16 protein-coding genes are annotated in these 24,663 nt (G+C 61.2%); 2 read left to right on the forward strand and 14 right to left on the reverse strand.

Features of this window, described 5'->3' with window-relative positions; genetic code table 11:
- Position 1 precedes the first annotated feature (1 nt).
- The 6 genes from MKZ87_RS26650 to MKZ87_RS26675 are packed head-to-tail and all read right to left on the reverse strand — an operon-like array spanning position 2 to position 8,336.
- Positions 2-2,872 (reverse strand): aminotransferase class III-fold pyridoxal phosphate-dependent enzyme, encoded by a 2,871-nt coding sequence (locus MKZ87_RS26650; protein ID WP_266202155.1) that lies wholly within the window; start codon positions 2,870-2,872, stop codon positions 2-4.
- A gap of 54 nt (positions 2,873-2,926) precedes the next feature.
- Complete coding sequence (locus tag MKZ87_RS26655; RefSeq protein WP_266202156.1) at positions 2,927-4,135, reverse strand: beta-ketoacyl synthase N-terminal-like domain-containing protein; 1,209 nt, start codon at positions 4,133-4,135, stop codon at positions 2,927-2,929.
- Positions 4,132-5,427, reverse strand: a complete 1,296-nt coding sequence (locus tag MKZ87_RS26660; RefSeq protein WP_227234384.1) for a beta-ketoacyl-[acyl-carrier-protein] synthase family protein — start codon at positions 5,425-5,427, stop codon at positions 4,132-4,134. Before MKZ87_RS26660 ends, MKZ87_RS26655 begins: the two co-directional genes overlap by 4 nt.
- Complete coding sequence (locus tag MKZ87_RS26665; RefSeq protein WP_085702398.1) at positions 5,424-6,482, reverse strand: beta-ketoacyl synthase; 1,059 nt, start codon at positions 6,480-6,482, stop codon at positions 5,424-5,426. Before MKZ87_RS26665 ends, MKZ87_RS26660 begins: the two co-directional genes overlap by 4 nt.
- 1 nt (position 6,483) lies before the next feature.
- The gene (locus MKZ87_RS26670; RefSeq protein ID WP_085702397.1) at positions 6,484-7,758 is read right to left on the reverse strand and encodes a beta-ketoacyl-[acyl-carrier-protein] synthase family protein; all 1,275 of its coding nucleotides are present in this window, start codon (positions 7,756-7,758) and stop codon (positions 6,484-6,486) included.
- Positions 7,759-7,766: 8 nt separating this feature from the next.
- Entirely contained in the window at positions 7,767-8,336 is a 570-nt protein-coding gene (locus MKZ87_RS26675) for an acyl carrier protein (RefSeq protein WP_064382630.1), read from the reverse strand.
- A 524-nt stretch (positions 8,337-8,860) separates the two neighbouring features.
- Here MKZ87_RS26675 and MKZ87_RS26680 point away from each other — a divergent pair.
- On the forward strand, positions 8,861-9,205 hold the full coding sequence (locus MKZ87_RS26680) for a cupin domain-containing protein (RefSeq protein WP_039592382.1): 345 nt from the start codon (positions 8,861-8,863) through the stop codon (positions 9,203-9,205).
- 69 nt (positions 9,206-9,274) lie between these two features.
- On the opposite strand, the gene mmsB is transcribed toward MKZ87_RS26680, so the two are convergent.
- Together mmsB and MKZ87_RS26690 are read right to left on the reverse strand one after the other, a co-directional pair.
- The gene (gene mmsB, locus MKZ87_RS26685; RefSeq protein WP_085702396.1) at positions 9,275-10,162 is read right to left on the reverse strand and encodes a 3-hydroxyisobutyrate dehydrogenase; all 888 of its coding nucleotides are present in this window, start codon (positions 10,160-10,162) and stop codon (positions 9,275-9,277) included.
- 9 nt (positions 10,163-10,171) lie between these two features.
- Positions 10,172-11,698 (reverse strand): CoA-acylating methylmalonate-semialdehyde dehydrogenase, encoded by a 1,527-nt coding sequence (locus tag MKZ87_RS26690; RefSeq protein ID WP_085701335.1) that lies wholly within the window; start codon positions 11,696-11,698, stop codon positions 10,172-10,174.
- Between the two features lie 149 nt (positions 11,699-11,847).
- Here MKZ87_RS26690 and MKZ87_RS26695 point away from each other — a divergent pair, with 149 nt between their 5' ends.
- Entirely contained in the window at positions 11,848-12,795 is a 948-nt protein-coding gene (locus MKZ87_RS26695) for a LysR family transcriptional regulator (RefSeq protein ID WP_085701334.1), read from the forward strand.
- Here MKZ87_RS26695 and MKZ87_RS26700 read toward each other — a convergent pair.
- From MKZ87_RS26700 to recC, 6 genes are all read right to left on the reverse strand, one after another.
- Entirely contained in the window at positions 12,792-13,238 is a 447-nt protein-coding gene (locus MKZ87_RS26700; protein ID WP_371807405.1) for an OmpA family protein, read from the reverse strand. The two genes, MKZ87_RS26695 and MKZ87_RS26700, sit on opposite strands and share 4 nt — an antisense overlap.
- 52 nt (positions 13,239-13,290) lie before the next feature.
- Entirely contained in the window at positions 13,291-14,559 is a 1,269-nt protein-coding gene (locus tag MKZ87_RS26705) for a diguanylate cyclase domain-containing protein (protein ID WP_085701333.1), read from the reverse strand.
- Positions 14,556-15,131, reverse strand: coding sequence for a YfiR family protein (locus MKZ87_RS26710; protein WP_085701332.1), 576 nt, complete (start codon positions 15,129-15,131; stop codon positions 14,556-14,558). The genes MKZ87_RS26705 and MKZ87_RS26710 overlap by 4 nt, the downstream gene beginning before the upstream one ends.
- Positions 15,132-15,249: 118 nt before the next feature.
- Complete coding sequence (gene recD / locus MKZ87_RS26715) at positions 15,250-17,358, reverse strand: exodeoxyribonuclease V subunit alpha (protein WP_085702393.1); 2,109 nt, start codon at positions 17,356-17,358, stop codon at positions 15,250-15,252.
- Positions 17,355-21,044 carry an exodeoxyribonuclease V subunit beta gene (gene recB, locus MKZ87_RS26720; RefSeq protein WP_085702392.1) on the reverse strand — a complete coding sequence of 1,230 codons (3,690 nt, stop codon included), beginning with the start codon at positions 21,042-21,044 and terminating at the stop codon, positions 17,355-17,357. Before recB ends, recD begins: the two co-directional genes overlap by 4 nt.
- Positions 21,041-24,493 carry an exodeoxyribonuclease V subunit gamma gene (recC, locus tag MKZ87_RS26725; protein WP_085702391.1) on the reverse strand — a complete coding sequence of 1,151 codons (3,453 nt, stop codon included), beginning with the start codon at positions 24,491-24,493 and terminating at the stop codon, positions 21,041-21,043. Before recC ends, recB begins: the two co-directional genes overlap by 4 nt.
- Between the last annotated feature and the right edge of the window lie 170 nt (positions 24,494-24,663).

Here is a 24,663-nt window from a genome sequence, read left to right on the forward strand (position 1 = left end):
CTTACAGCGAGTTATCGGTTTTGAACTGCGCGAGGCTGAACCCGTGGGTGGCGGCCAGTGCACGGATCTGCTGCACTTGCTCACGGCTGATGTCGCCGTAGGAGTAGTGCTGTTTCATGCCCGACAGCCCCATCAGTACCGACTCCGCCATGCAGGCATACAACTGACCTTGCTTGAGGTAGGCGCGAACGTTGGGAGCCAGGCCATCGCCCAGCGGCGTCTGGACAATCCCGCCGTGCATGTACAGCACGTCGGAGCGCTGACCGGCGAGGTTCTGGTCCACGTTCAGCGGTACGGCGATGTCGCAGATCACGCTGTTCTCGGCAAAGTGTCCGGCACCGAGAAACGCCTGCGGTGCATTTGCCGCACACAGCACGATGCGCGCTTGCTTCAAGGTATCCAGGTCGTTGCTGACGGTGATGAACGCGTCGCTTCCCAGTTGCTCATCGACCAGTTGCGCCACACGCTGCCCGAGATCGGCACTGTTGCCATGGGCTTGCAGCAGGGCGTCGATACCCCGCAGCTGCTGCAGGCGACTGGCGAGACGATCATGCTCGGCAACCCCCTTGAGAATGGCCCGGGCGGCTTCGGCGTAAATCTGCTGAGCGGTTTTCTCCAGGCGTCGCAGCGAGCCGTCGCGACCACTGCCGATCAGGATCAGGTGCTCGACACGGGTCGACAACAGCGAAGCGTAGGTCGAAGCAATGTTGCCGGCAGCACCGACCACCGCAGCGGTCTGCCGGCTCAGTTCCAGACCTTGCTGTTTGCAGCCCTGCTCGATCGCTTCCAGGCCCATGCCGATGGTCAGCGCGTTGCCCGAGGTCAGCGCCATGTCAGGGATTTTCAGCGCCTGACAGTTGTTGGTGACGATCGAGGTGTACATGCCCAGGCCGGCCACGCCATAGCCGTCGGCGCGGGCATCCTTGATGCGATTGCCGACTTCCTCGCGGATGGTTTCCAGATCGCCGCTGGCGATGTAAGCCGCCATCGCATCGGAATCCATGCACAGCGGATAGAGGGTGAACTCCACCGCCGTGCCGAGTTTCGAGCGGATCTGCACCGGGCCGATAGGCGCCGCGCGGCGCTCGGGGGCCATGCGTTTGATGAACTCGCGCTTCTGCTCCGGGCTCAGGGTCGACAGCGATGGGTCGACATCACTGAGCATGTCCGCATCGATCAGGTGGTTGATGAACGCCACGCGTGCTACCACGCGCACGTTCTCGTCAGGCTTTGGGAGGCTTTCGGTCTCCGTGAAGCTGACATCGCGCGCCGGAACCTGGGCAATGCTGTCGGCACACACACCGGCGGCCAGCGGGAAGGCATCGCGGCGACGCAGCATGTCGCAGACTTTTTGCAGCGAAGCGATCAGGCCATCGATTTCCTGGAAGGTGATGCACACCGGGGGTTCCAGGCGAATCACATTGGCGTTGCTGCCCGACGGCGCCACACGCAACGACTCGAACTGCAACAGATAGCCGGCAATGATGTAGCCCAGCGCTTCGTTGTACTGCGCCGACGCCTGGACCAGCGAACTGGTACCGGTCAGGTCATGCAGTTCGAAGCCCAGCAGCAGGCCGCGTCCGCGCACATCGGCGATCACGTCCGGATAGGCCGCCTTGAGCTCCAGCAGCGAAGTCTTGAGGTACTCGCCCTTCTTGCTCACATCCTTGAGCATGGCACTGTCGTTCTCGAACAAGCGGCGCAGGGCCGACAGCGCGATGTGGCACGACGCATCGTCTTCAGCGAAGGTCGAGCTGTGGATGTAGCTGAAATCGTTTTCGTAATGACTGGCGCGAATCACGGTGGCGGCGATTTTCATCAAGCCGCCGCCCAGTGCCTTGGACAGGCAGTAGTAGTCGCCCTGCAGGTTGAAATGGGTGGCGCCGAGCAAGGTGCCGGTGCGGCCGAAACCCGACTGCACTTCGTCGATGACCAGCGGGCATTGCTGCTCGTTGCACAGACGACGCAGGCCCAGGTAGAACTCTTTGGCAAACTCGTTGATCCCGCCCTCGCCTTGAATCGGCTCCAGCAGCACGGCAGTGATTGCGCTGAACGCTTCACGGCGCACGTGCAGGGTTTCGCCACTCCACGCCAGACTCAGCCAGTGATGCTGATGGCGGGCCGGCAGCTCTTGCAACTGCTGCGGTTGATCCGGGTCGATGAATTCGACGTTGAGCCCGAAACGGGCAAACGGCTTGCGGTATTGCTTGCCGTAAGTCAGTTGAACGGTGTTCACCAGTTTGCCGTGGAAGCTGCCTCGCACCGCGAGGAAGACCGGCTCGACATGCAGTAGCGCGAGGTTGTGCTGACGCACCGCCTCGGCCACCTGACGCACGGTCACGCTGGTCAGGTGCGGCGGCAACAGACCGGCCGGCAGATCGAGATCGTCGATTTCCAACTCGACATAGGCCTTGTCACTGGCCACCAGATTCGCCAGTTCGAAATCATGTTCGTCGAACTGCTTCTGCAGGTTTTTCTGACGACGGTACTCGGCATGCTTGACGGCGATTTCCACCGACTCGGCGCCACTGTTGGAGAACGTGGAAATGTAGCGCTCGGTGTTGTTCAGCTCACGGTTGAACGCTTCGCTGAGTTCGCGCCCCAACTGCCCCGCCGCGCCACGCACCGACATTTGCGCGTTGAACGGCACATCGGCGCGCAGCAGGCCGCACAGCTGATCGACGAATTGCGGATCGTTGTGACCGTACAGCGCGGCACCGTAGCCACCGAGAAAATCGGTCACGGTCACTTCGTCACCCTGCTTGTCGCGGTAGAACAGTTTGCTGCCCTGCGCCCGATGGAACTGGCACTCCAGGCCCAGGGCCTGCATCAGTTCAACGAATTTTGGCCGAACGTAATCGCGGTAATCCATGACAGTCATATCCCTTGAGTAAAAATTCAGAAGCGATGTATTGCCTTGAAGCGGTCAGTCGTCCGCCTGCAAGTCGAGTTGGTAACAGGCGCTGAAGCCGTTGTCGTCGCGGTTGATCACCAGGCAATCGTGCAGAACGGCATCTCGTGGTTCGCCCGACACAAACGGCAGATGTGTAGCCACCGGCTGCGTCAGCCCGGCAATCGGCGCGATGCTTTGGGCCTGCAGCATCTGGCGGGCGAGGATCAGGTCGACCAGGCTCGGCGCACCGCTGAGGATGCCGGTCAGCGCCGTGCCGCTGGTGATGTGTGCAGCGCCGGTACGGGCCAGGGTGCGGGCCAGATCGGCGTCCTGTTGCGCAGTGCCGGTGGCGCTGCTGATCAGCAGATCGACCTGTTTGTCCGGCAGGCTCAGAGCGTCCAGACGCGGGTGCGCGAACAGCGCCGTCAGGCAGGTCTGCGGTTCCGGCGGCAGATCCGCGGCCCGCCGCAGCACCAGCGCAGCGGCGCCTTCGCCGGCAATGCCGCCCGAACCCTTTCGGTCGAAGGCGAGCATCTGCCGGGAACCGTCGGTACCGATCACACCGGCCTCGGCGAGCGCGGCCAGCGCCAGCGGGTCAAGTTCACTGCCGGCCCCGACCACGATGGCCACGTCGATGCACCCACTCTGCAAGGCACTGTGCGCCTGACGCAATGCCGCCAGATTGCCGGCCACGCCTTGCATATAGGCGTTGCACTCGCACTCCAGCTTCAAGGCCAGACTGACCACGCCGAGCAAGCCGTTACTCAGACTCTTGAGCACCAAAAACGGATCGAGCGCACGCTCCTGCAACACTTGACGGGCGAGGCGGTTCATGTCGGCTGCGCTGTCGGTGCGGCACTCCTGAAGCAGTTCCCCATAGGAAGCCACCGACGGATGGGTATACCCGCCCTGACAGCAATAGAGGCCATAACGCAAACCGTCCTGACCGGGTTCGACGCCGGCCTCGGCCAGCGCCTGACGCACTGCGCTGACGCCCCAGATCACCGCCGGCGGGCAGTAACGCTGCAGGTTTTGCGCAACGTCCTGGCGACTGCGTTGGTGCGTGGCGTCATCGATCTGTCCGAATGCGGCGATGCGTTCACTGTGAAACAGCGTTGTTTGCAGCGCTGTGATCGCACTGCGACCTTCCCGGGCCGCCGCCCAGAAACACTCGACGCCCCAACCCGTGGGCAACACACAACCGCTGCCAGCGATGGCAATGCGTGCAGTAGCGCTAGTCATTGTCCGTGCTCCCGATATTTGCCAAGGGCCAGCGAGGTGTTCAGGCCGCCGAAGCCAAAGGAGTTGCTGAGGGCGTAATCGACACGACGGCTGACGGCCTGACCGGCGCAATAATCCAGATCACAGCGTTCATCGGCCTCGTGCAGGTTCACGGTGGGTGTGACCAGATCGTTCAGACAGGCCAGCGCAGTGACAATGCACTCCGGCGCCCCGGCCGCCGCGATCAGGTGACCGAATTGCGACTTGTTGGCACTGACCGCCAGCGTCTGATAATGCTTGTGCTGAGCAAACACCTGCTTGATGGCCAGGGTCTCGGCAACATCATTGAGGGGCGTCGAGGTGCCGTGGGCATTGATCAGGTCAATCTGCTGCGGCTGCAACCCCGCATCGTCCAGCGCCGCTTGCATTGCCAGCGCGGCGCCCCGGCCCTCTGGCTGCGGTGCGGTGACCTTGTAGGCATCCAGGCTGCTGCCGTAACCGAGCACTTCGGCATACGGGGTCGCCCCTCGCGCCAGGGCATGCTCAAGACTTTCCAATACGACAAACCCGCCGCCTTCGCCGGCGATCAGACCGCTGCGGTCACGATCGAACGGCCGGCACAGATCAGCGCCCCAGCGCTGCTCGCCCGAGGCTGCGCCCAGCAGGTACAAAGCGGCCATGGTGTCGAGGTTGAGCACCGAGTCGGCACCACCGGCCACGGCAACATTCACTTCGCCGCGACGAATCATCTGGAACGCATTGCCGATCGCCTGGGATGCGCCGGCACAGGCGCTACTGATATTGATCACCGGGCCTTCACAACCGAGGTCGTCGGCAATCACTCGCGCCAGACGGTCGTTGGCCTGACGCAAGGAACCCTCGGCGCTGACTTCTGTTGCCCGCGCCATCAGGTGTCGCCAGTCCGCTGCATCGCCGTCCGGCGCCTGGGTCAGGAGCATGTCGGCGAGCATGTGTTGCGGTGCCCCGGAGGCACACAGCACGGCAGCCTCGCGCAACTGCTCGGGGTTCAACCCGCTGTCGGCGACGGCCTGGGTGGCAGCCACCCAGCCAAAGCGACTGCGTTTTTCCAGGGGCAGCGTCCAGGCCGGGTGGTCCTGCAAATGCCCGGGTAACAACGTCATGTCAACGGGCGCCGCGTAGCGAACCGGAAACTCATTGTCCTGCAGGTCTTGCGGCTGCCAGGGGCGCACGCAGTGTTCGGCGCCGAGCATTTTTTCCCAGAGGGTCTGCCATTCGAAACCGAATCCGGTTACCGCGCCCATTCCGGTGATCACAATCCGTGTCGCACTCATGCGTACTTCTCCAGGGTTTCACTGGCCAACAGCAATGCGCCCCAGTGACCGGCGCGACCATGACTGACGAGCAAGGTGTAACCAGGCACAGCGCCTGCTCCGCGACTGTGGTGCAAAGCCATGGCGACCTCGGTCAGCAATCCGCTGGCGCCCAGTTCGCCGGTCATTGCACTGACATTGCGCAGGTGTTGTGGCGTCGATTCAAACAGGCTCATCAGTTGCCGGTCGGCGGGATTGGCCACCACCTTGGCAACGTCACCCATACACAGTTTTTCCTCGCTCAGGGCGCGTTCGATCACGCGTTTGCCGACGGCCAGCGCGCGCTGCGGATCGGCGCTGTAACCTCGGGCAAACCCGGCGACACGCAAGATCTGCGTAGCGTCCTGCGCCGGTGTCGAACTGAGCAACAGCGCCGCAGCGCCTTCACCGTAAACCGGCTCGTCCGCCAAAGCGGGCTCGCGCAGGTACAGGGCCGGTGTCAGGTTCGGACTGCTGCTGACCACCAGCGCCGCATCGGCGTGTTGTTCGGCAATTTGCTGGCAGGCCTCGATCAACGCATCGAGCCCGGCATTGTCCTGGGAGCAGAAGCCGCCCATCGGACCATGGCAATTCAGCGCCTCGGCCACGTAAGCCATCACACTGCTGTTGAGCAGCGTCAACGCATGCAATGGCGGGGTGTTGGCCAACAGTTGCGACAGCTGTTTGTGCGGCTGTTCGAGGATCGCCTGCACTGCATCCCAGCACGGACTAGGCGCGTCCACTTCCGGAATGGCGGCGGTCAGGGCAATGCGCGCAGCAGGCAGTTGCAGCGACGCCAGCGCGGGCGCCAGGCGTGCGGCGCAATGCAGCAGACGCAGCCCCTGCGGCTCGACGCTGCGTTGGATCTTGCGATCGAACAGATCGCTGGCCAGGCGCGGCGCGGGCAACACCAGGGCGTTACGTTGCGGGTCGAAGGCCAGCGGTTGTGGCACCGGCGGTGTCGCGAGCAGGTCGGCGCATTCGCTGCCGGCGGCATTGAGCACGGCAGCCGCGTTGATGTAGAGGGCTCTGTTCATGTCATGCCCTCCCCAGAACCAGCGAACTGTTGACGCCGCCGAATCCGAAGGAGTTGGACATCACCACGTTGATCGGCTGGCGCACAGGCTCGCTGAGGAACTTCAATGAAGGATACTCGGCGCGCTCAGGCTCATAGTTCAAGGTCGGCAACAGCACACCGTCGCGCAACGTCATCAGCGACAGTACGGCTTCAATGGCGCCGCTGCCCGCCAGAGAGTGACCCATGGCCGACTTGTTGGCGGTGAAGGTCATGAAGTCCTGACATTCGCCAAACAGCCGTTGCAGGGCCAGGGCCTCGCAACTGTCGTTGGCCTGGGTGGAAGTCCCGTGGGTATTGACGTGTTGCACGGCACTGCGCAGCAGCCCGGCATCTTCGATTGCAGCGTCCATGCATTCCTCGTACTTGCTGCCATCCCGGCTGCTGGAGGTCATCTTCTGGGCTTCGCAGACATTGGCGTAGCCCAACACTCGTCCCAATGGCCTGGCCTTGCGTCGTCGGGCATGCTCGGCGGATTCGAGAATCACCAGGGCCGCGCCTTCGCTGAGCACAAAACCACTGCGATCCGGCATGAAGGGACGGCTCTGCTCGCCTGCCGGCAGGTCGGCCTGGCACAGCGCGCCAAGGCTGTTGAACATGTAATAAGGCAGCTCGTTGGCCATCAGCTCCACGGCACCGCAAATCGCCAGATCCACCTCACCGCGCTCGATCGCCCGGTAGGCGCTGCCGATGGCCATGGTGCCGGCGGCACAAGCGTCGGAATGGGTCGAGATGCAGTCGCGTATACCGAGCCAGTCCGCCAGGTGCTGGGTCTGTTGATCAACCCGACGCACGAACGCAGCGCTCGGCGGTGCCGGATGGTCGAGCAGGCGATCCAGATCGACTCGCCCCGCGTCATCCATGCATCGACTGACCCGCTGCAGATCGTGACTGTCGGCACAGTATTTATTGGCCCCCAGGAACAGGCCGCTGCGGCTGTGGGCAAAGTCGGCCGGAGTCAGACCGGCGTGCTGCAACGCCTGACGCGCGACGTACTCGGCCAGCACGCTCTGACGTGGGTGCAGCGCTGCATTGCCACCGAATCCAGCCGCGATCTTCTGCCACTGCACGTCATCGATAAACCCGGCCGCACTGTTGCGAAACCCCAACGCCTGGAACCGGGGATGTTCGCGGACACAGGATTGTTTCCGGCAGATGCGCTCGAACAACGTGGCAGCGTCCAGCGCCATGGGCGCCACCAGGCCGAACCCGCTCACATAGACTTCTCGTGCCCGCATGTGAGCTCCTACACCGTCTCTTTGACGTGAGTGGCCACAAACTGCTCGACCAGTTGACGGGAGACTTCGTCGCCATCGGCCGGCACCAGGCGTGCGCTGCAGGCACCGCAGACCACTTGCTGACGCTCGTTGAGCACGGCTTGATGGGCGTTGCAGTCAGGGCAGCTCGATGGCAGGTAATTGAACAGATTGCGACATTGCTGCGCCCAGTTGAGAACTGTGGTGGCCGCGAACACCTGCGCCGGCTGCATGCCGGCCTTGAGCTGGTCCGGTGCGTAGGCGCTCAGGCTCTGCTCCAGCAGGGCCTTGCCGTTTTCAGTGATCCGGCCGTTGGCCAGAAACTCACTGGCATCCCCGCAGACAGCCACCGCATGGTCCAGCACGCTGGTCTTGGGCAAGGTGCAACCATACTGGCGGCCCAGCTGGAAGCTGAGGTCGACGATGTCCAGCGAATCCGCCCCCAGATCTTCGACGATGCTGCTGTGCTCATCGATTTCATCGGCGCTCATTACTAGCAACTGCGCGAGAATGGCGCGGGTGCTGCCAATGACCTGTTCCAAGTCCAATGGATTGTTCATTTCTATCTCCCTATATGTCGTGGCTGACTCATATTTTCCGCATACGAGAAGTAACTTTTCCTACAGCAACTTCTCGCGCGGCGGAAATCTAAACTCTGCCCTTAAGGGGAGAGTCAACGAGCTGTTCAAAGTTTTTTATTTGATCTGAGACGGACATGCACACGCCCGTAAATGCTGCACTCGATTGGTGCGGACGATGGGTCGGAGCGACATATTTACTTAACAATGTCCGGGTAGGATGGAGCGCCCCGCCGCGCTCAGCCCAACTATGGAAAGCAACTTAGCGATGACTTCGCTGGCGTATCACCTGCGAAATTAAAGCAAGTAATTTTGTTATAAGTTCATAACCCTTGTTCCAGATCAGTACATTGCTTTGATTAATGTTCCAAGGGTTATTGATTAACCGTTCAGTGCAAATCGTTGTTGCGTTTATGAGCAACTGAATGTCGAGCCCAGACAATTGGCAAAGTACCCGGCGCTATAGGGTGCAGATTCCGTACAAAGGCCCATTCTGGAACTCACCAATGACCGCACCTATCACCGTTTTGCGCGACACCCACCCGCTGCCCGTACTCGACGCCTGCAAATGGGAAAAGCTCGAAGGCGACCCGCACACCGTCAACCTCAACGCCTACACCAGCGAAGACGGCAGCAAGATCATGGGCACCTGGATCTGCACGCCGGGCAAGTGGCGGGTCGATTACGTGAAGTGGGAGTACTGCCATTTCCAGGAAGGCTACTGCGTGATTACCCCGGACGGCATGGAGCCAATCCACCTGCGCGCCGGCGACATCTTCGTGGTCGAGCCGGGCATGAAAGGCACTTGGGAAGTGGTCGAGACCGTGCGCAAATATTTCGTGTTCGCCTGATACAAAAAGGCCGGGAAACCACCCGACGTGATTTCCCGGCAACACCTACTGCATTGGATCTGACGACGATTACTGCGGCTTGCGATAGCTGTTGATGATCGCCGAGAAGTCCTTGCCCCCTTCCCCGCGCTGACTCATCGCCTGATACAACTGCTGCGCCACCGCGCCCAGCATGACTGGCTGATGGGCCTGACGTGCCGCCTCGGTGGCCAGCCCCAGATCCTTGAGCATCAGCTCGGCGCCGAAGCCACCGGTATAGCCGCGCGAGGCCGGCGCCGTTTCGACGATGCCCGGCCACGGGTTGTACATTTCCGAACTCCAGCAACGACCGGTCGAGCTGTTGATGATTCCGGCGAGCACCGTGGTGTCGATCCCCAGCGCATCGCCCAGCGCCATCGCTTCGCTGACGCCGACCATCGAAATGGCGAGCAACAGGTTGTTGCAGATCTTGGCGATCTGGCCGGTACCGACTTCACCGCAATGCACGATGTTGCGGCCCATCTGCGCCAGCACCGGTTGCAGGGTGGCGAACAGTTCAGCAGTGGCGCCGACCATGAAGGTCAGCGTCCCCGCCGTGGCGCCGCCGGTACCACCGGACACCGGTGCATCGGCCATGGCCACGCCTTGTTTGGCAGCCGCGGCCGCCACATCGCGCGCAGTCTGCGGATCGATGGTGCTGCAATCCACTGCCGGCACGCCTTTGCCGATACCCGCGAGAACACCGTCTTCACCAAGCCAGACGCTACGGACATGCACCGCAGCGGGCAGCATGGTGATCACCAGTTCTGCATCTTCAGCAGCTTCGCGAGCCGAAGCGCGAATGGTGCCGCCCAGTTGCTCGAGTTCCGCCAGCACGGTCTTGTTCAGGTCCACCAGATTCAGCGAATGCCCGGCCTTGATCAGGTTGCGCGCCATCGGCGCGCCCATGTTGCCCAAACCGATAAATGCGATTTTCATGGCCATTCCTCAGCGCAGGTTGATGGTGGTGTTCACGCCGTCGTTGACGCTGTCGTCATCGAACCAGCGCGCCGTAACCGTTTTGGTCTGGGTGTAGAACTGCACCACTTGCTTGCCGTACGGGCCGAGGTCGCCGAGTTTCGAACCGCGTGAACCGGTGAAGCTGAAGAACGGTACCGGCACCGGAATCGGGATGTTGATGCCGACCTGGCCGACGTCGATTTCAGTCTGGAATTTACGCGCCGCCGCGCCGCTCTGGGTGAACAGGCCGGTGCCGTTGCCGAACGGGTTGGCGTTGACCAGCGCAATGGCCTGATCGAGGGTGTCGACTTCCAGCACCACCAGCACCGGGCCGAAGATTTCCTGGGTGTAGATCTGCATGTCGGTGGTCACCCCGGAGAACAGGGTCGGGCCGACGAAGTTGCCGTTCTCGTAGCCCGGCACGCTGATGTCGCGACCGTCCAGCTCGAGTTTGGCGCCTTCTTTGATACCGCTTTCGATCAGATCGAGAATCCGCGCCTTGGCCTTTTTCGAAATGACCGGACCGACATCGGTGCCCGGCTCGCTGCCGGCGTTGACCTTGAGTTTCTGCGCCAGCGCTTTCAGATCCGGCAGCCACTGTTTGGCCGCCCCCACCAGCACCACCACCGAGGTGGCCATGCAACGCTGACCGGCCGCACCGAAACCGGCGCCGACCAGTGCATTGAGCGCTTGCTCGCGATTGGCATCCGGCAGCACCACCGCGTGGTTCTTCGCGCCCATCATCGATTGCACGCGCTTGCCATGTTTACCGGCCAGGTCATAAACGTGGGTGCCGACGGCGGTCGAACCGACGAACGAAACGGCCTTGATGTCTTTGTGGGTGCACAGGCCATCGACCACGTCCTTGCCACCGTGCACGACGTTCAATACACCGGCCGGAATGCCGGCTTCGATCGCCAGCTCCACCAGCAGCATGGTCGACAGAGGATCCTGTTCGGATGGCTTGAGTACAAAGGTGTTGCCGCAGGCGATGGCCATCGGGAACATCCACAGCGGAATCATCGCCGGGAAGTTGAACGGCGTAATCCCGGCGCAGACGCCGATCGGCTGGCGCAGGGTGTAGGTGTCGACGCCGCCGGCGACGTTCTCGGCGAACTCGCCCATTTGCAGGCTGCCGATGGAGCAGGCGTGTTCGACCACTTCCAGGCCACGGAAAATATCGCCCTCGGCGTCGGCAATGGTCTTGCCCTGCTCGGCGCTCAGCACCACGGCGATGCGTTTGGAATGCTCGCGGATCAACGCTTGCAGCTTGAGCATGATGCGCATGCGCGCGCCGATCGGGGTCAGCTTCCAGGTCTGGAAGGCGCGCTGGGCGGCGCTGACGGCGGCGTCGACTTCAGCGGCGGTGGCGAACGGAACCCTGGCCAGAACCTGCTGGGTCGCCGGGTTGACGATGTCGTGCCACTCAGTGGACTGCGACTCGACCCACTCGCCGTCGATCAGCAGCTTGACCTTTTGGATCGTGGTTTCGTTGGGCGTAAGCGATGCGTTCATGCTGGTCTCCGGAAATTGTTTTTATCTTGGGAGCCAAGGCGAAAGATCCGCCTTGAGATGAGGCGTGTGTCACGAATTGGTTGTCGGACTGTTTTTGGAGTATAGATGTGCAAACTTCTAATAAGAACGCACATATAAGCCCGTCCATCATGCAAAAAAACATCACCTCTCTAGGCTCGCTGAACTGGGACGACCTCAAGTTTTTCCTCGAAGTCGCCCGTACCCGCAAGGCCAGCACGGCAGCCAAACGCCTGGCGGTGGACTACACCACCGTGTCGCGGCGGATCAGTTCGCTGGAAGCGGCGCTCGGCACTTTGCTGTTCGAAAAGTCGCGCACCAGCGGTTTCGTGCTGACTGCCGAAGGCCAGCGTCTGTTGAGTTATGCCGAGTCGATTGAAAGCACGCTGCACATGGCCTGCGAGCAGGTGTCCGGCTCCGGCGTCGCGCTGTCCGGGCATGTGCGGATGGGCTGCACGGAAGGATTCGGCAGCTTCTTCATCACCCCGCAACTGAGCCACTTTGTCGACGCTTACCCGGCAATCTCCGTGGACATCCTGCCGCTGCCGCACTTCATCAGCCTGTCCAAGCGCGAGGCCGACATTGTCATCGCCCTCGAACGCCCGGAACACGGACCGTACGTGTGCTGCAAACTCTGCGACTACCGCTTGCAGCTCTACGCGACCCAGGATTACCTGGACAAACACCCACCGATCCGCCGCCCCGCCGATCTGGGCAAGCATCAATTCATCAGTTACGTGGATGACCTGGCGTTCAGCTCGGAGCTGCTGTATCTGGCGAACGTGTTGCCCGGCGCCAGCGCCCATTTGCGCAGCACCAGCGTGATCGCCCAATTCGTGGCGGCGCAGCAAGGAAGGTCGCTGGCGATTCTGCCGTGCTTCCTCGCGGCTCAGGATCCGCGTCTGCTGCCGGTGTTGCCGGAGGAAATCGACATCACCCGGCAGTTCTGGATGTACTGCCGGGAGGATCTGCGAAAGCTCAAGCGGATTACCCTGTTGTGGGATTACATCCGCGAGGTGACCGAGCGCAATCAGGGTCTGTTGATGGGTGAGACACGTGAAATGCAGTTCGCCGATTAATCGGCGCTGACCACGATCGACACCCGGCGGTTTTCGGTGCGGCCGGCTGCAGTGTCGTTGGAAGCGACCGGTTCGCGGCTGCCGAGGCCTTGCAGCTGGATGTTCTCTTCCTTCATGCCGACCGAGGTCAGCACTTTGCCGACGCTTTTCGCGCGACGCAGTGACAGTTGCTGGTTATAAGTTTCCTTGCCCGAAGCGTCGGTGTGACCATCGACCCGCACCCGTTCGATACCGACACCCAGCAGCGCCTTGCCGATACGCTCGACGATTTCGGTACTTTGCTGGTTCAGGCTTTCGACATCGCTGCCAAACAACACTTTGCCCGACAGGCCGAACTCCCAGCCGTCATCGGTCAACTCGAAGCCTTGTTGCTTGAGGACAGCGACCTGAGCCGGCGTCAGGCCTTTTTGTGGGGCGGTCTGGCAACCGGTCAAGGCCAGCATGGCCGTCAGCAACAGGGTGGAAAACAGTCGAATGGAAAGTGAGAACACGGCATCAGCTCCTGGTTTGAACGGGATCGACCGGGTGCTCCGACCCGGCCGTGAATTGGGCGCCGCGCGACAAGCGCTTGGCTTGATACATCGCGGCATCTGCCGCATCGAGCAAGGTGCCGGGCGTGGCGCCATGATCGGGGTAAACGGCGATGCCGATACTGAGCGACGTCACGACACTGCTGTCGCCCGGAAGCGCAATCGGGGTGTCCATGCTGGCGAGGATCTTGTCGGCAATGCGCTCGGCGTCTTCGGTCTTGTGCAAGGGCGTCAGCAGGACTGCAAACTCATCACCGCCCAGACGCGCGACAAGATCTTCCTCACGCAGCTGCGCCCGCACCCGATTGGCCACCGCCACCAGCACTGCGTCGCCGGCGGCATGACCGAAGCTGTCGTTGATGTTCTTGAATCGGTCGCTGTCGAGAAACAGCACCGCCACGCGCTCGTTCAGTTTGTGAGCGTTGCGTAGCGCACGGATCAGGCGGCCTTCGAAAAAGGCCCGGTTCGGCAATCCGGTGAGGCTGTCGTGGCTGGCCTGGTGGGCGAGGGTTTCGTTCTCGCTTTGCAGGTGGGTTTGCCAGTCTTCGAGCTCATCGAGCAAGGCATTGAAGTCATTGCCGAGGTTATCCAGTTCGGCAATCTTCGCCCGAGGTACGCGTCGGTCCAGCGCCCGCTCACTTCGGGCGGCATGCGCCACTGCCGCCAGGCTGTGCAACGGGCCGATGATCCTGCGCAACTGCAGTCGCGCCAGAAAGAGCGCGACCCAGGCACTGATCGCCGTGCAGAGAATGATCCCCGCCAGCCCGCTCAACAGAAAGCGCATCAGGCTGCCGCCGTGGCCGATCAACAAGATGCGACCGATCTCTCGATCCTGGTGCAGGATCGGCAGGCTAATGGGTTTTTCCAGAATGGCCCGCGCGACCTGCATCTCCAATTCGGAAAACAGGCCGTTCTCCGGACGCTGCCAGCGCGCGATCAATTGACCCTGAGTGTCCAGCACCTGGGCATCGGCCACTTCTTCGGTCGAGGCGATCAATGCCAGCGCTTCGGTCGCGGCGGCCTTGTCGTTGAACACCACGGCGGCTTCCACCGTGTAACTGATCGAGCGGGCGATCAAATGCAGGTTGTGATCGGCGTAGACCCGCAGTGCCAGCACCCCAAGCAGCGTCAGCGACACACTGGCCATTGCCACGGCAACCAGCGCCACAATCAGGTTGCCACGGCCGATGACCGAGCCCAGGGTCGGACGCTCTGTGGATTTGTCGCGTCTCATGGCACCGCCGGTTTGCGGCGCGACAACTGCAGCACGCTGGGATGGATGCGCACGCCACTGCGGGCGACGGAGTCGAGATTGACCTCGAACGACACTTGTTCATCGCCGACCCGCAGGCAGAACAGGCTGCCGACCGTGCACTGATCACCGCCTTCGCTGATGCTCAGCACCGGATGGCCGATCAGAGACGCGAACAGCCGGCTGCGTTCGTCGGTCGTGAGTTTGCCGATGTAGACCGCGTCGCACTCGCTGACGAGGGCCGGGTTGTCGGCCAACAGTCGACGCACGATGACCGGACGCCCCGTGGCCTGAGTCGTGCCCTTGACCAAGTCGTCGGTGTACTCGGTCGGGCCGACGATGCACAGACGCAACTGCGCCGGCTCTACCGGCCAGCGCGCATAACTGAGGATGCCGAGGACAACCTGGGTGACGGATTTGGCCCGCTGTTCGGCCATGCCCACCGGGGTCTGAGTCTGGGCAGCGGCCACACCCGTGAACCAAAAGAGCACACCGGCAAGCAATGCCCACTTGCAGCCAACTACGCGCTCTGTCGCCCAGACAGCCACCTTCATGCAAGGATTCTCTTGGATCGTTACGAAATGATGCCGCAACGATAGCACAGCGTTGGAACGCCAGCGATACAGCGCCCCTGACCGGCCGGTCAAAGATCGGCAGTAATCGAAAGCCCCTTCATCCTCGAGGCGTAGTCCCTTCTTCCAGTTCCAGCATCAGCCCGCTCAAACGCTTCACCTTACGTTGTACTGCCTCCTCGAATACGCCACTGCGGGGTTCAATCAAGGTGAACCAGTCCTTGGCCCGGGTAATTCCGGTGTAGATCAGTTCCTTGGTCAACACGGGATTCAGGGCGTCCGGCAGTATCAGCGCGGTATGGGCGAACTCCGAGCCCTGAGACTTGTGCACAGTCATCGCAAAGACGGTCTCGACATCGTTGAGCCGGCTCGGCAGCACGAAGCGAACACCGCCGCGCCCGTCATTACGCGGGAACGCCACTCGCAACACGGACTTACCGGCATCCGGTCCATCGCGCTCGGGCAATTTCAGGGCGATGCCGATATCACCGTTCATCAGCCCCAGACCGTAGTCGTTTCGAGTCATCAGCACCGGCCGACCTTCGTACCATTGCTGGTCGCTCTCGATCAGCCGCGCCTTGAGCAACGCGTCAGTGATGCGCTGGTTCAGCCCCTCGACACCCCACGGCCCTTTGCGCACTGCGCACAACAACTGGAAGGTATCGAAGGCCTGCAGGACGTCACGCGCCCAATCGACCCAGCCTGGATGCTCAAGCGGCGTACCACTCGCAGGGCGTCGATCGCGCAAAACGCTCAGATAGTGTCGATAACCGTGGGGGCCTTCGCCGTGACCATCGAGTACCAGGTGCTCGAGTTTCCGGTCGTGTTCGTTTTGAAGCGGCAACGAAAACACATCGCCATGAGCATTGGCTTCCAGCAACTGCCGAGCCTCAATCGGAAGTTGCTGATTCACCCGTCGCGCCAGCTGGCCGATGCCGCTGCCCTCGCCGAAACGCCGCGAGTGACGCAGCATCACCACCTGCTGGGCCAGCGGGTGCGAACCGTCAGAGCCTTCGTGCAAGCCGCTTTCCTGCAGGGATTCGCCGCTTACACTTTCCAACCACTGGAGGGTCTGCGGACTGTACCAACCCGCTTCGGCATCGCGACACAAATCCCCCAGCACTGCACCAGCCTCCACCGAGGCCAGTTGATCCTTGTCGCCCAACAACACCAACCGGGCATGAGGCGGCAAGGCATCGAGCAGGTTGGCCATCATTTCCAGGTCGATCATCGACGCTTCATCGACCACCAGCACGTCCAGGGGCAGACGGTTAGCGGCATGATGGCGAAAATGCCGAGTGCCGGGACGGCTGCCCAGCAGGCGGTGCACCGTGGTCACCTCGGTCGGGATTTTTTCCCGGACGCTGTCAGCGACCTTCAGCGATTGCACCTGCTGACTGATGGACTCGGTCAACCGCGCCGCGGCTTTCCCGGTAGGCGCCGCGAGCCGAATTCGCAATGGTTGACGCGCCTCGACCGCAGGTGCCTGGAGCAGCGCCAGTAGACGGACCACCGTTGTCGTTTTGCCGGTGCCCGGACCGCCGGTGATGATGCTGAAGGCACTTCGGGTGGCCAGGGCGCAGGCGAGTTTCTGCCAGTCGATGACATCTGCGCGCTGGGCCGGATCGAACAGTGTGTCCAGCCGGCGTGCGAGATCGGGTGGTGTCGCTTCCTGCTCCGCGAGGCGCTGACGCAATGCGTTGTCGATACGCCGCTCGTAGGCCCAATAGCGCCGCAAGTACAAGCGTTTGCCGGACAACACCAGCGGGCGCTCCCGAGCCGACGCGCCTTCGTCGGCGCCCAGCGCCACCAGAGAACTGCCCGCCAGCACCTTGCACCAGTGCGCTCCGTCGAGGGTATCCAGCAGTTGCGATGGCAGCAGCAACACGCCGAGTTGTGCATCACCCTCCGGCGGCAGGGACAGAGCAAAATCCGGCGCCTTGAGGGTTTCGAACAGATCCAGGCAGACATGACCATGGCCGAGCTGGTGACTGGTCAATGCGGCGGCGAGCAATACCAGCGGATCGATATCGGGTGCCAACTCATGAAGAAAGGCCACGAAGGCTTTGTCCAGTGCCCGCAACCAGCCACGCTCGACCCATTGGGTCAGCAACAGCAGTAGATCATCGGCACGCGTCAGGGGCGTCAGTTGCGCGAGTTTTTCGGCGGTCAGTGGCGTTGGCAGCAGGTCGGTGAATGTCCGGCTCATAGCAGTACTCCCTGTTCCCACGCGGGCTCGGCCTTGGGTTGCGGTTTGCCCTGGAACATGAAGTCCAGGCGCTCGATCAGCTCCCGTGGTGGTCGCGCGAAGTAGACGCCACCGCCAGGGGCGCGCGTCCCGCGCAGGAACAGATACAACGCGCCGCCGATATGCCGGTCGTAGTCGTAGTCGACAAGCCGCGCCTTGAGCTGACGATGCAGAGCCAACAGATACAGCACGTATTGCAGGTCGTACCGGTTGTCGAGAATCGACTGTTCCATGGCGCGTTCGGTATACGCAGCGTCATCGACACCCAGCCAGTTGGATTTGTAATCGGCCACGTAGTAACGACCTTCATGCTCGAACGTCAGGTCGATAAAGCCTTTGAACATGCCATTGAGCTGCACCGCCTCCGCACCGACCCGGGCAACACCGTTGTGGGTGAACTGTCGCACCTGCTCGTCAAGCTTGAGCACGTCGACTTTGTGGCTGGCGAACCAGAATTCCATCTCGACCCGATATTGCTTCAATTGCTCGAGCACCACTGGCGGTTGGTCGAGGCCCACAGGCAGTGGCAGTTTGAGCAAGTGTTGCAACCAGTCACCGAGGGTGGTGATCCAGCCTTCCCAGCCCCGCCGATTGCAACGCCTGGCAATCGCGTCGTCCAGCGACTCGCGAGTCACCGCGAACCCTTCCTCCCCCGCCCACTCCAGCAAACCGTGAAGAAACGTTCCAGGATTCGGTCCACGGGGGAAACGGTGAATGTCAGCCCCGCCGGCGATGATCTCGCGTGGAGCTTCGGGATCGAGGCGTTCGTCGTCAAACAGCTTTTGCGCTTGCGGACTGTCGGGAGCTTCATCGTTGCCGACGCTCAGCACATCACTGATGCGCAAGGCGCTGTACGAAGCGATCCACCAGTTCTCGCTGGCCTTGCGAGCCGGTAAAAGGGTGGCACGTAGCGTGGCCTCGTTACGCGGGGGCTGATACTCCTCGCCGGTAGCCTCCGGCATTTCAACAACGCTCAGCGCCGGACAATCCTGTTGAAGATCGCTCAGCCAACGAGCCAATCCGCTGGACTCATTCAACATTGCGCCGCCACCCAACAGATAGCCCAGCGCAGAAAGGTGCAACACCGAACTGCTGTGATTGCCGCGTTTGAGATCCGTCACTCCGAGCCAGCACGCATGTTGTGCGCGGGTCAGCGCGACGTAGAGCAACCGAAGGTCCTCTGCCAGGCGCTCGTTGTCCGCCAGGGCGATCAGTTCGGCGTCGGGTTTCAGACTGATGCGGGCCTCGCCGGACTCATCGTGATAATGCAGCGGCAACCGACTGCCATCCACAGGTTTGGCCGAACAGATGAAAGGCAGAAACACCAACGGGTATTCAAGCCCCTTGGACTTGTGAATGGTCACGACCTTGACCAGTTGTTCGTCGCTCTCAAGACGCAGGATCTGTTCTTCGCCTGCCTGGCCGGACAGCGCCAGATGCTCGGCCAGATGACGGATCAGTGCCTGCTCGCCATCGAGCTCCGACGCAGCCTGTTGCAACAACTCCGACAGGTGCAAAAGGTTGGTCAGCACCCGCTCGCCATCACTGCGGGCGATGAGCATCTGCGGTAATTGAAAGTCGTGCAGCAGGCGCCGCAGCATCGGCAGCACCCCTTGCTTGCGCCAGAGCTCACGATAACCACGGAACTGCATGACCCGGGTTTCCCAGGCCAGTTCGTCCTGATTAAGACGCTCCAGCTCAGCCAGTGGCAGATTCAGGGTGATGCACGCCAGCGCGGCTTTCAGGGAGCGTTCGACATCCGGCTCGGCGCATGCCTTGAGCCATGACAGCAGATCATGGGCTTCCTGAGCGGCAAACACCGAGTCCTTGTCCGACAGATAAACGCTGCGGACTCCGCGCGCTGCAAGTTCACCGCGTATCGCCTGCGCCTCTTTACCATCGCGCACCAGGATCGCTATGTCCGCTGGTCGCAGCCCGCGCCAATCCTTGCCCTCCTGCACAAACCCGGTGCGACCGGTTTGGCCGCCATTGAGCAGGGTCGTGATCTCACTGGCGCAGGCTGCCGCCAACTGCTGGCGATAGACCGCCCCGGACAGTGGCTTGTCCGTGGATAAATGCCAGATGTTCAGCGCCGGTACGTCCTGCCCGGATACTTGCAAATGTTCTTTACGCCCCTGAGCCTGCACAGGCTGGAACGGCACCGGGTTAACGCCGTTTTTCTCTCGGAACAGAAATGCTCCGCGCCCTTGCTCACGGGACTCCGCACGTTCGAACACATGGTTGACCGCACTGACCATCCCGTGACTGGAACGGAAATTGGTGCCCAGTGTATGCAGGCGCCCGGTTGTGGCCTGCCGGGCTCGCAGATAGGTGTAGATGTCCGCGCCACGGAAGGCATAGATCGCCTGCTTCGGATCGCCGATCAGGAATAGCCCGGTCTCGGGGTTATCCTCTTCAATGCGATAAATACTTTCGAAGATCCGGTACTGCACCGGGTCCGTGTCCTGGAACTCATCGATCAGGGCGACCGGGAACTGCTCGCGGATGAGCGTGGCGAGACGTTCCCCACCGTCGGACTGCAAGGCCGCATCCAGACGCAACAGCATGTCGTCGAAACCCATTTCGGCCCGACGGCGCTTCTCGTCTTCAAAGCGGGCACCGACCCATTTGGCAGCATGCTGCAGCACAGCCGCATCGGGCGTCGGCAAATTGTCCAGGCTCGACTTGAGCACCGGCATTGCATCCAGGCCCGGGTGACTCGGCGGCTCGCCTTTCCAGGCTTCAGCCATGCCATCCGGCGTGAGCCGGGCGAACCCGGTACCGATATCCAGTTGTTCGAGCGCCTCGTCCTCGGCCCAGGCCTTGAGCTTTTCGAACCAGGGCTCGAAATAGCGGGCCTGCATCTTGCGCCCGTCCACGGTTTTGTTGGCGACGCCCTGATGGCAGATGGCGAGTAGCTCATCGGCCCACTGCCGCCATGGTCCCTTCAACTCAACCAATGCCGCACGGCGTTCCTGCAGGCATTCTTCGATCAGTTCGGATGGTGTCTTGTCTGAATCCCCTTCGCGCTCGGTGCCAAACAGCCCACGCACACGCGGCAACAAGGCCGCCGGGCCTGCCCAATGACTGCGAACCCAGTTCAAGGCATCGCCCTGCATCGGATAGCAGAACAGCCGCCAGTAATCGCGCAAGACTTCGCCGAGCAGGTCGCTGTGATCGGTTTCCAGGGTCTGGGTAAACAGACTGCCGCTGTCGAATGCATGCTCGCGCAGCATTCGCTGACACCAGCTGTGGATCGTCGAAACAGCGGCTTCGTCCATCCATTGCGCGGCGATATCCAGGCGATTGGCGCAACCGGGCCATTGTTGCGGATCGAACTGTGCACGCAATTCATCGATCAGCGCATCAGGGGGAGGCGTCTCGTCACGGAAGAAACGGGCGGCCTCGGCCAGACGTGTACGTATACGTTCGCGCAGTTCTTTGGTCGCCGCGTCGGTGAAGGTCACCACGAGAATCTGCGGGGGTAACAGCTCACGACCGAAACCACTCCCCTCGCCTCCGTGGCCGAGGATCAATCGCAGATATAAAGCCGAAATGGTGAACGTCTTGCCAGTGCCCGCACTGGCCTCAATCAGTTGACTGCCCCTTAACGGGAATGCCAGCGCGAGAGGCTGTTGGTTGCTCATGCGCCTGCCTCCTCATGAGTCCATGAGCGCCACGGCGCCTCAAGCAAAGGGCGATACAGTGCATCACACCAACCGGAGAAGGTTTCATCCGCCTGCAGTGCATCGAAGTCGGCGAATTGTCGGGTCAGAGCCGGACTTTCGCGACGTTCGCCTTCGTTGGTCTGACCATCACCCTCATAGGCTTTGCGGGCAGCCGCTTCAGCCTTGACCGGATCTGTCTGCCCCAGCCATGCGAAAGCTGTTTTCACCGCGACCGGCAGTGGCTGGCGCATGCCCGTCTGCCAAGCGAGGAGCAGATCCTCAAGAATTCGTCCCGCTCGAGTCTGTTCCAGAGGTTCCAGAAGGAGCGTGTCATCGCTGGCTACCATTGCGGTCGTCAGGGAAAGGCCACTGGCACACGCGACAAGATGGCTGACCCAGGGCTTGATCAGTCGATGCCATTTGCGGTTCTTGATCGAGCCAATGCTGTTGGGGATTGTTGTGACCGAGAGTACGCCGCCATCGGCGCGTCGGTGCAAACCTCCCAGCCATCCTTCAAGGCGCAGTTCCTGCCATTCAAAATTGATCGGTAGCGCGTTGGTCAGGGGTGTTGGCCATAATGCCAACAGTTGTTGATAGCGTTGCAACAAGTCAGGCAAAGGCTCGATCAGCTCTCGCTGAAGGCATTCACCGAATCCGGCCATGGGCAACAGTCCGCTGTTTTGGAGGCGTCGGGCCTGAGACTCGAGCGCCTGATCTACGTTGTCCGGGAGCCTCATGGCTGCCCCGAGCAAGCTGTCGCTGAGCATGTATCGCTGCAATGCATCCAGCACAAAAGGCTCCTCGTCAGCCTGAGGTACCTGCGCCGCTTCGAAGTAAACCTTGAGTCGCTGAGTGAAAAAATGTCGGACCGGATTGCGCAGAAAGTCCTGCAGCAGTTCCAGACTCAACGGTTCTTCCTGGGTATGGGGCGCAAGCATTGTAGCTACGTCGTTCTGTTCGTGAGGTTGATGCAGCACCTGCCACTCGCTGGCGTAGCTGAACAGCTTGTCTTCCTCATGGAAGTAGCGCGAACTGAATGGCTGCAATGGATGCTCTTGAGTCATGGCAATCAGAAGATCCTCATTGTCATCAGCCGATCGCCATCCATTGGCGAGATGATCGCGCAACTGGCCGATCAACACTGAGGCTGGCCGCTCACTGTTGTCGCGAATGCTTCGGCCCACCCAACTGATGTAGAGCTGATGACGGGCGGACAAGAGCGCTTCGAGCAGAAGATAGCGATCATCCTCCCGACGGGAACGATCCCCCGGCCGGTAGTCGCTGCCCATAAGATCGAAGTCCAGCGGCGGTTGAGCGCGTGGATAATCGCCGTCGTTCATACCCAACAGGCAAACCAGCTTGAACGGGATCGCGCGCATTGGCATCAGCGTACAAAAGTTCACAGCTCCGGCCAGGAAGCGCTGCGACAGACGCCCCTGATCCAGCCCCGCCAGCCAGGCCTCACGGACGACGGTCAGTGGCAGCTCCTCCAGCAGACCGACGGCCTCGCAGGTTTCCAGCCAGGTTTCACGCAACTCCTCGAGCTGAGCCAACAGGTAGTCGTCATGCTCATCTTCGGGCTTGAAAAACAGCTGCATCAACGCCTGAAGCCGATGTCCCCACTCCTGTGGTTGCGCGGGTTTCATCAGTTGCTGATGCGAGAGTTCCAGTGCATCCAGCAACGCCACCAACGGACCGATCAATGCAGCATCGAGACCACCGATCTCATCGTAAGGCTCGATATCTCCACAGGCACCGGAACTGCCAACGGCATAACCGAGCAGCATCCGACGCAAGCCGAAGCGCCAACTGTTTTGCTCCAGTTGGTCGGGCAATCCCAGTCCGGCACGTTGTCCGGCATCGATGCCCCAACGTACGCCGGCCCCTTCAATCCACCGATGCAGGGTCGGCAAGTCTCGCTCCTGCACACCAAACCTGGCGCGTAACGCAGGAACGTCGAGCAAGTCGAGGATCTCACTGACGGGAAAACGGCTGTCCGGCAGTTTGAGCAGATGTTCGACAGCGATCAGCAATGGATCCCGCCCTCGCTGCCCCTGATCGGCCATGGTGAAAGGAATGAAACGTGGGTCCTGACGGTCGAGCTGCCCGAATACGGCTCGGATATGCGGCGCATAACTATCGATGTCAGGCACCATCACGATTACATCGCGAGGGCGTAATTGGGGGTTGGCATTGAAACGGGCCAGGAGCTGGTCGTGAAGAATTTCCACTTCGCGCTGGGCGCTATGGGCAATGTGAAAGCGGATCGAGTTGTCTTGAGTCAGATCGACTGCCGGCCAAAGTGCTCGAGTCTCGCTGAGCGGCCGCAGTTCCAGAATGTCGTCCTGTAATTGGTTGAGCATGTTGTTCGGCTGGGTTTCGCTGAACAGATCGATGCGTCCGTTGCGAAATGCTGCACGATAGCTGTCAGGCTCGTCGTAGCTGTCGAGAAGGCTGATGTAATCACGACCTTGCTTGCCCCACGCTGCGAGTAGCGGGTGAGCATGTTGGTGGAGCGTTTCCGAATCCAGCACTACAGGCATGCCGTTTTTTCGAGCCTGCCGCTTGTACTGGTGACGCAAGAGATCCTTGTCGGCAACGATATCGGCCCAGTGATAACGACAGGGGTTATGGACGCACAACAAAACCTGGCTGAAACGGGATAGCCCGGCCAATGCCTCCAGTACCTGAGCAGGCAGCGACGAAATTCCGAATACGATGACCCGCTGGGGAAGACCGACAGGTGCGTGCTCAAGACTGTTGATGCGCTCCATGAATCGCTGGTGCACGCCCGCCCGACTTTGGGCCATGCCTTGCTCGCCTACGTCGTCCAGCAGGGCACGCCACAACTCTGCCTGCCAGCAACTGGACGGTGAGAGTGGTTTCGCTTCACCTCTTACATTGCGGAGTTGATGATGCCCCTCTGCCCAGTCCTCAAGCCAATCTGCGCGGTAAACCTGGTATTGGTCGAAGAGGTCTGCCAGACGTTCGGACAACTGGTAGCGCTTGCGCAGATCGGTGTCATGGGTGAGGAAGCGTTGCAGCGGTTCGAAATGTTGACGGTTGATAACCTGTGGCAACAGGCGCATCAGACGCCAGGTCAGCGGCGCCTTGTCGAGCAACGACTTCGCTGGAATTTCCTCTCGCCCCAGAACCATCCGGTACAGCTGCCACATGAAACTGCCCGGCAATTGCACTTCGATAGCGGCGGCGATACCACAGCCGCCTGAATCGTCTTCTTCAGGATCCTCAGCCAGTGCCAACTTGAGCCATTGAGCGATGCCGTTGCTCTGCACGAGCGCGATTTCGTTCTCCAGGGGGGCCAATGGATAGCGCCGCATGATGCTGATCACAAGGCTGCGCAGTTCATCCAGGCTGTTGCTCTGAACGACCATGAATGCAGCGTTGAGGGACTGAGTGTCCGGCATGAAGGCTTCCTTGGAAAAGTACTAAAGCTAGGGCTGAACCTTAGCATTGTCGGCCGGCGAGGACAGCCGCAGGACGGCTGAGAATGCTGTAAGAACTTTCCTGCGGGCAAAACAAAACCCCAACTGCTTTCGCAATTGGGGTTTCGGAATTTAATCTTGACGATGACCTA

It is taken from the genome of Pseudomonas sp. MCal1, assembly GCF_026341415.1.
Lineage (GTDB): Bacteria > Pseudomonadota > Gammaproteobacteria > Pseudomonadales > Pseudomonadaceae > Aquipseudomonas.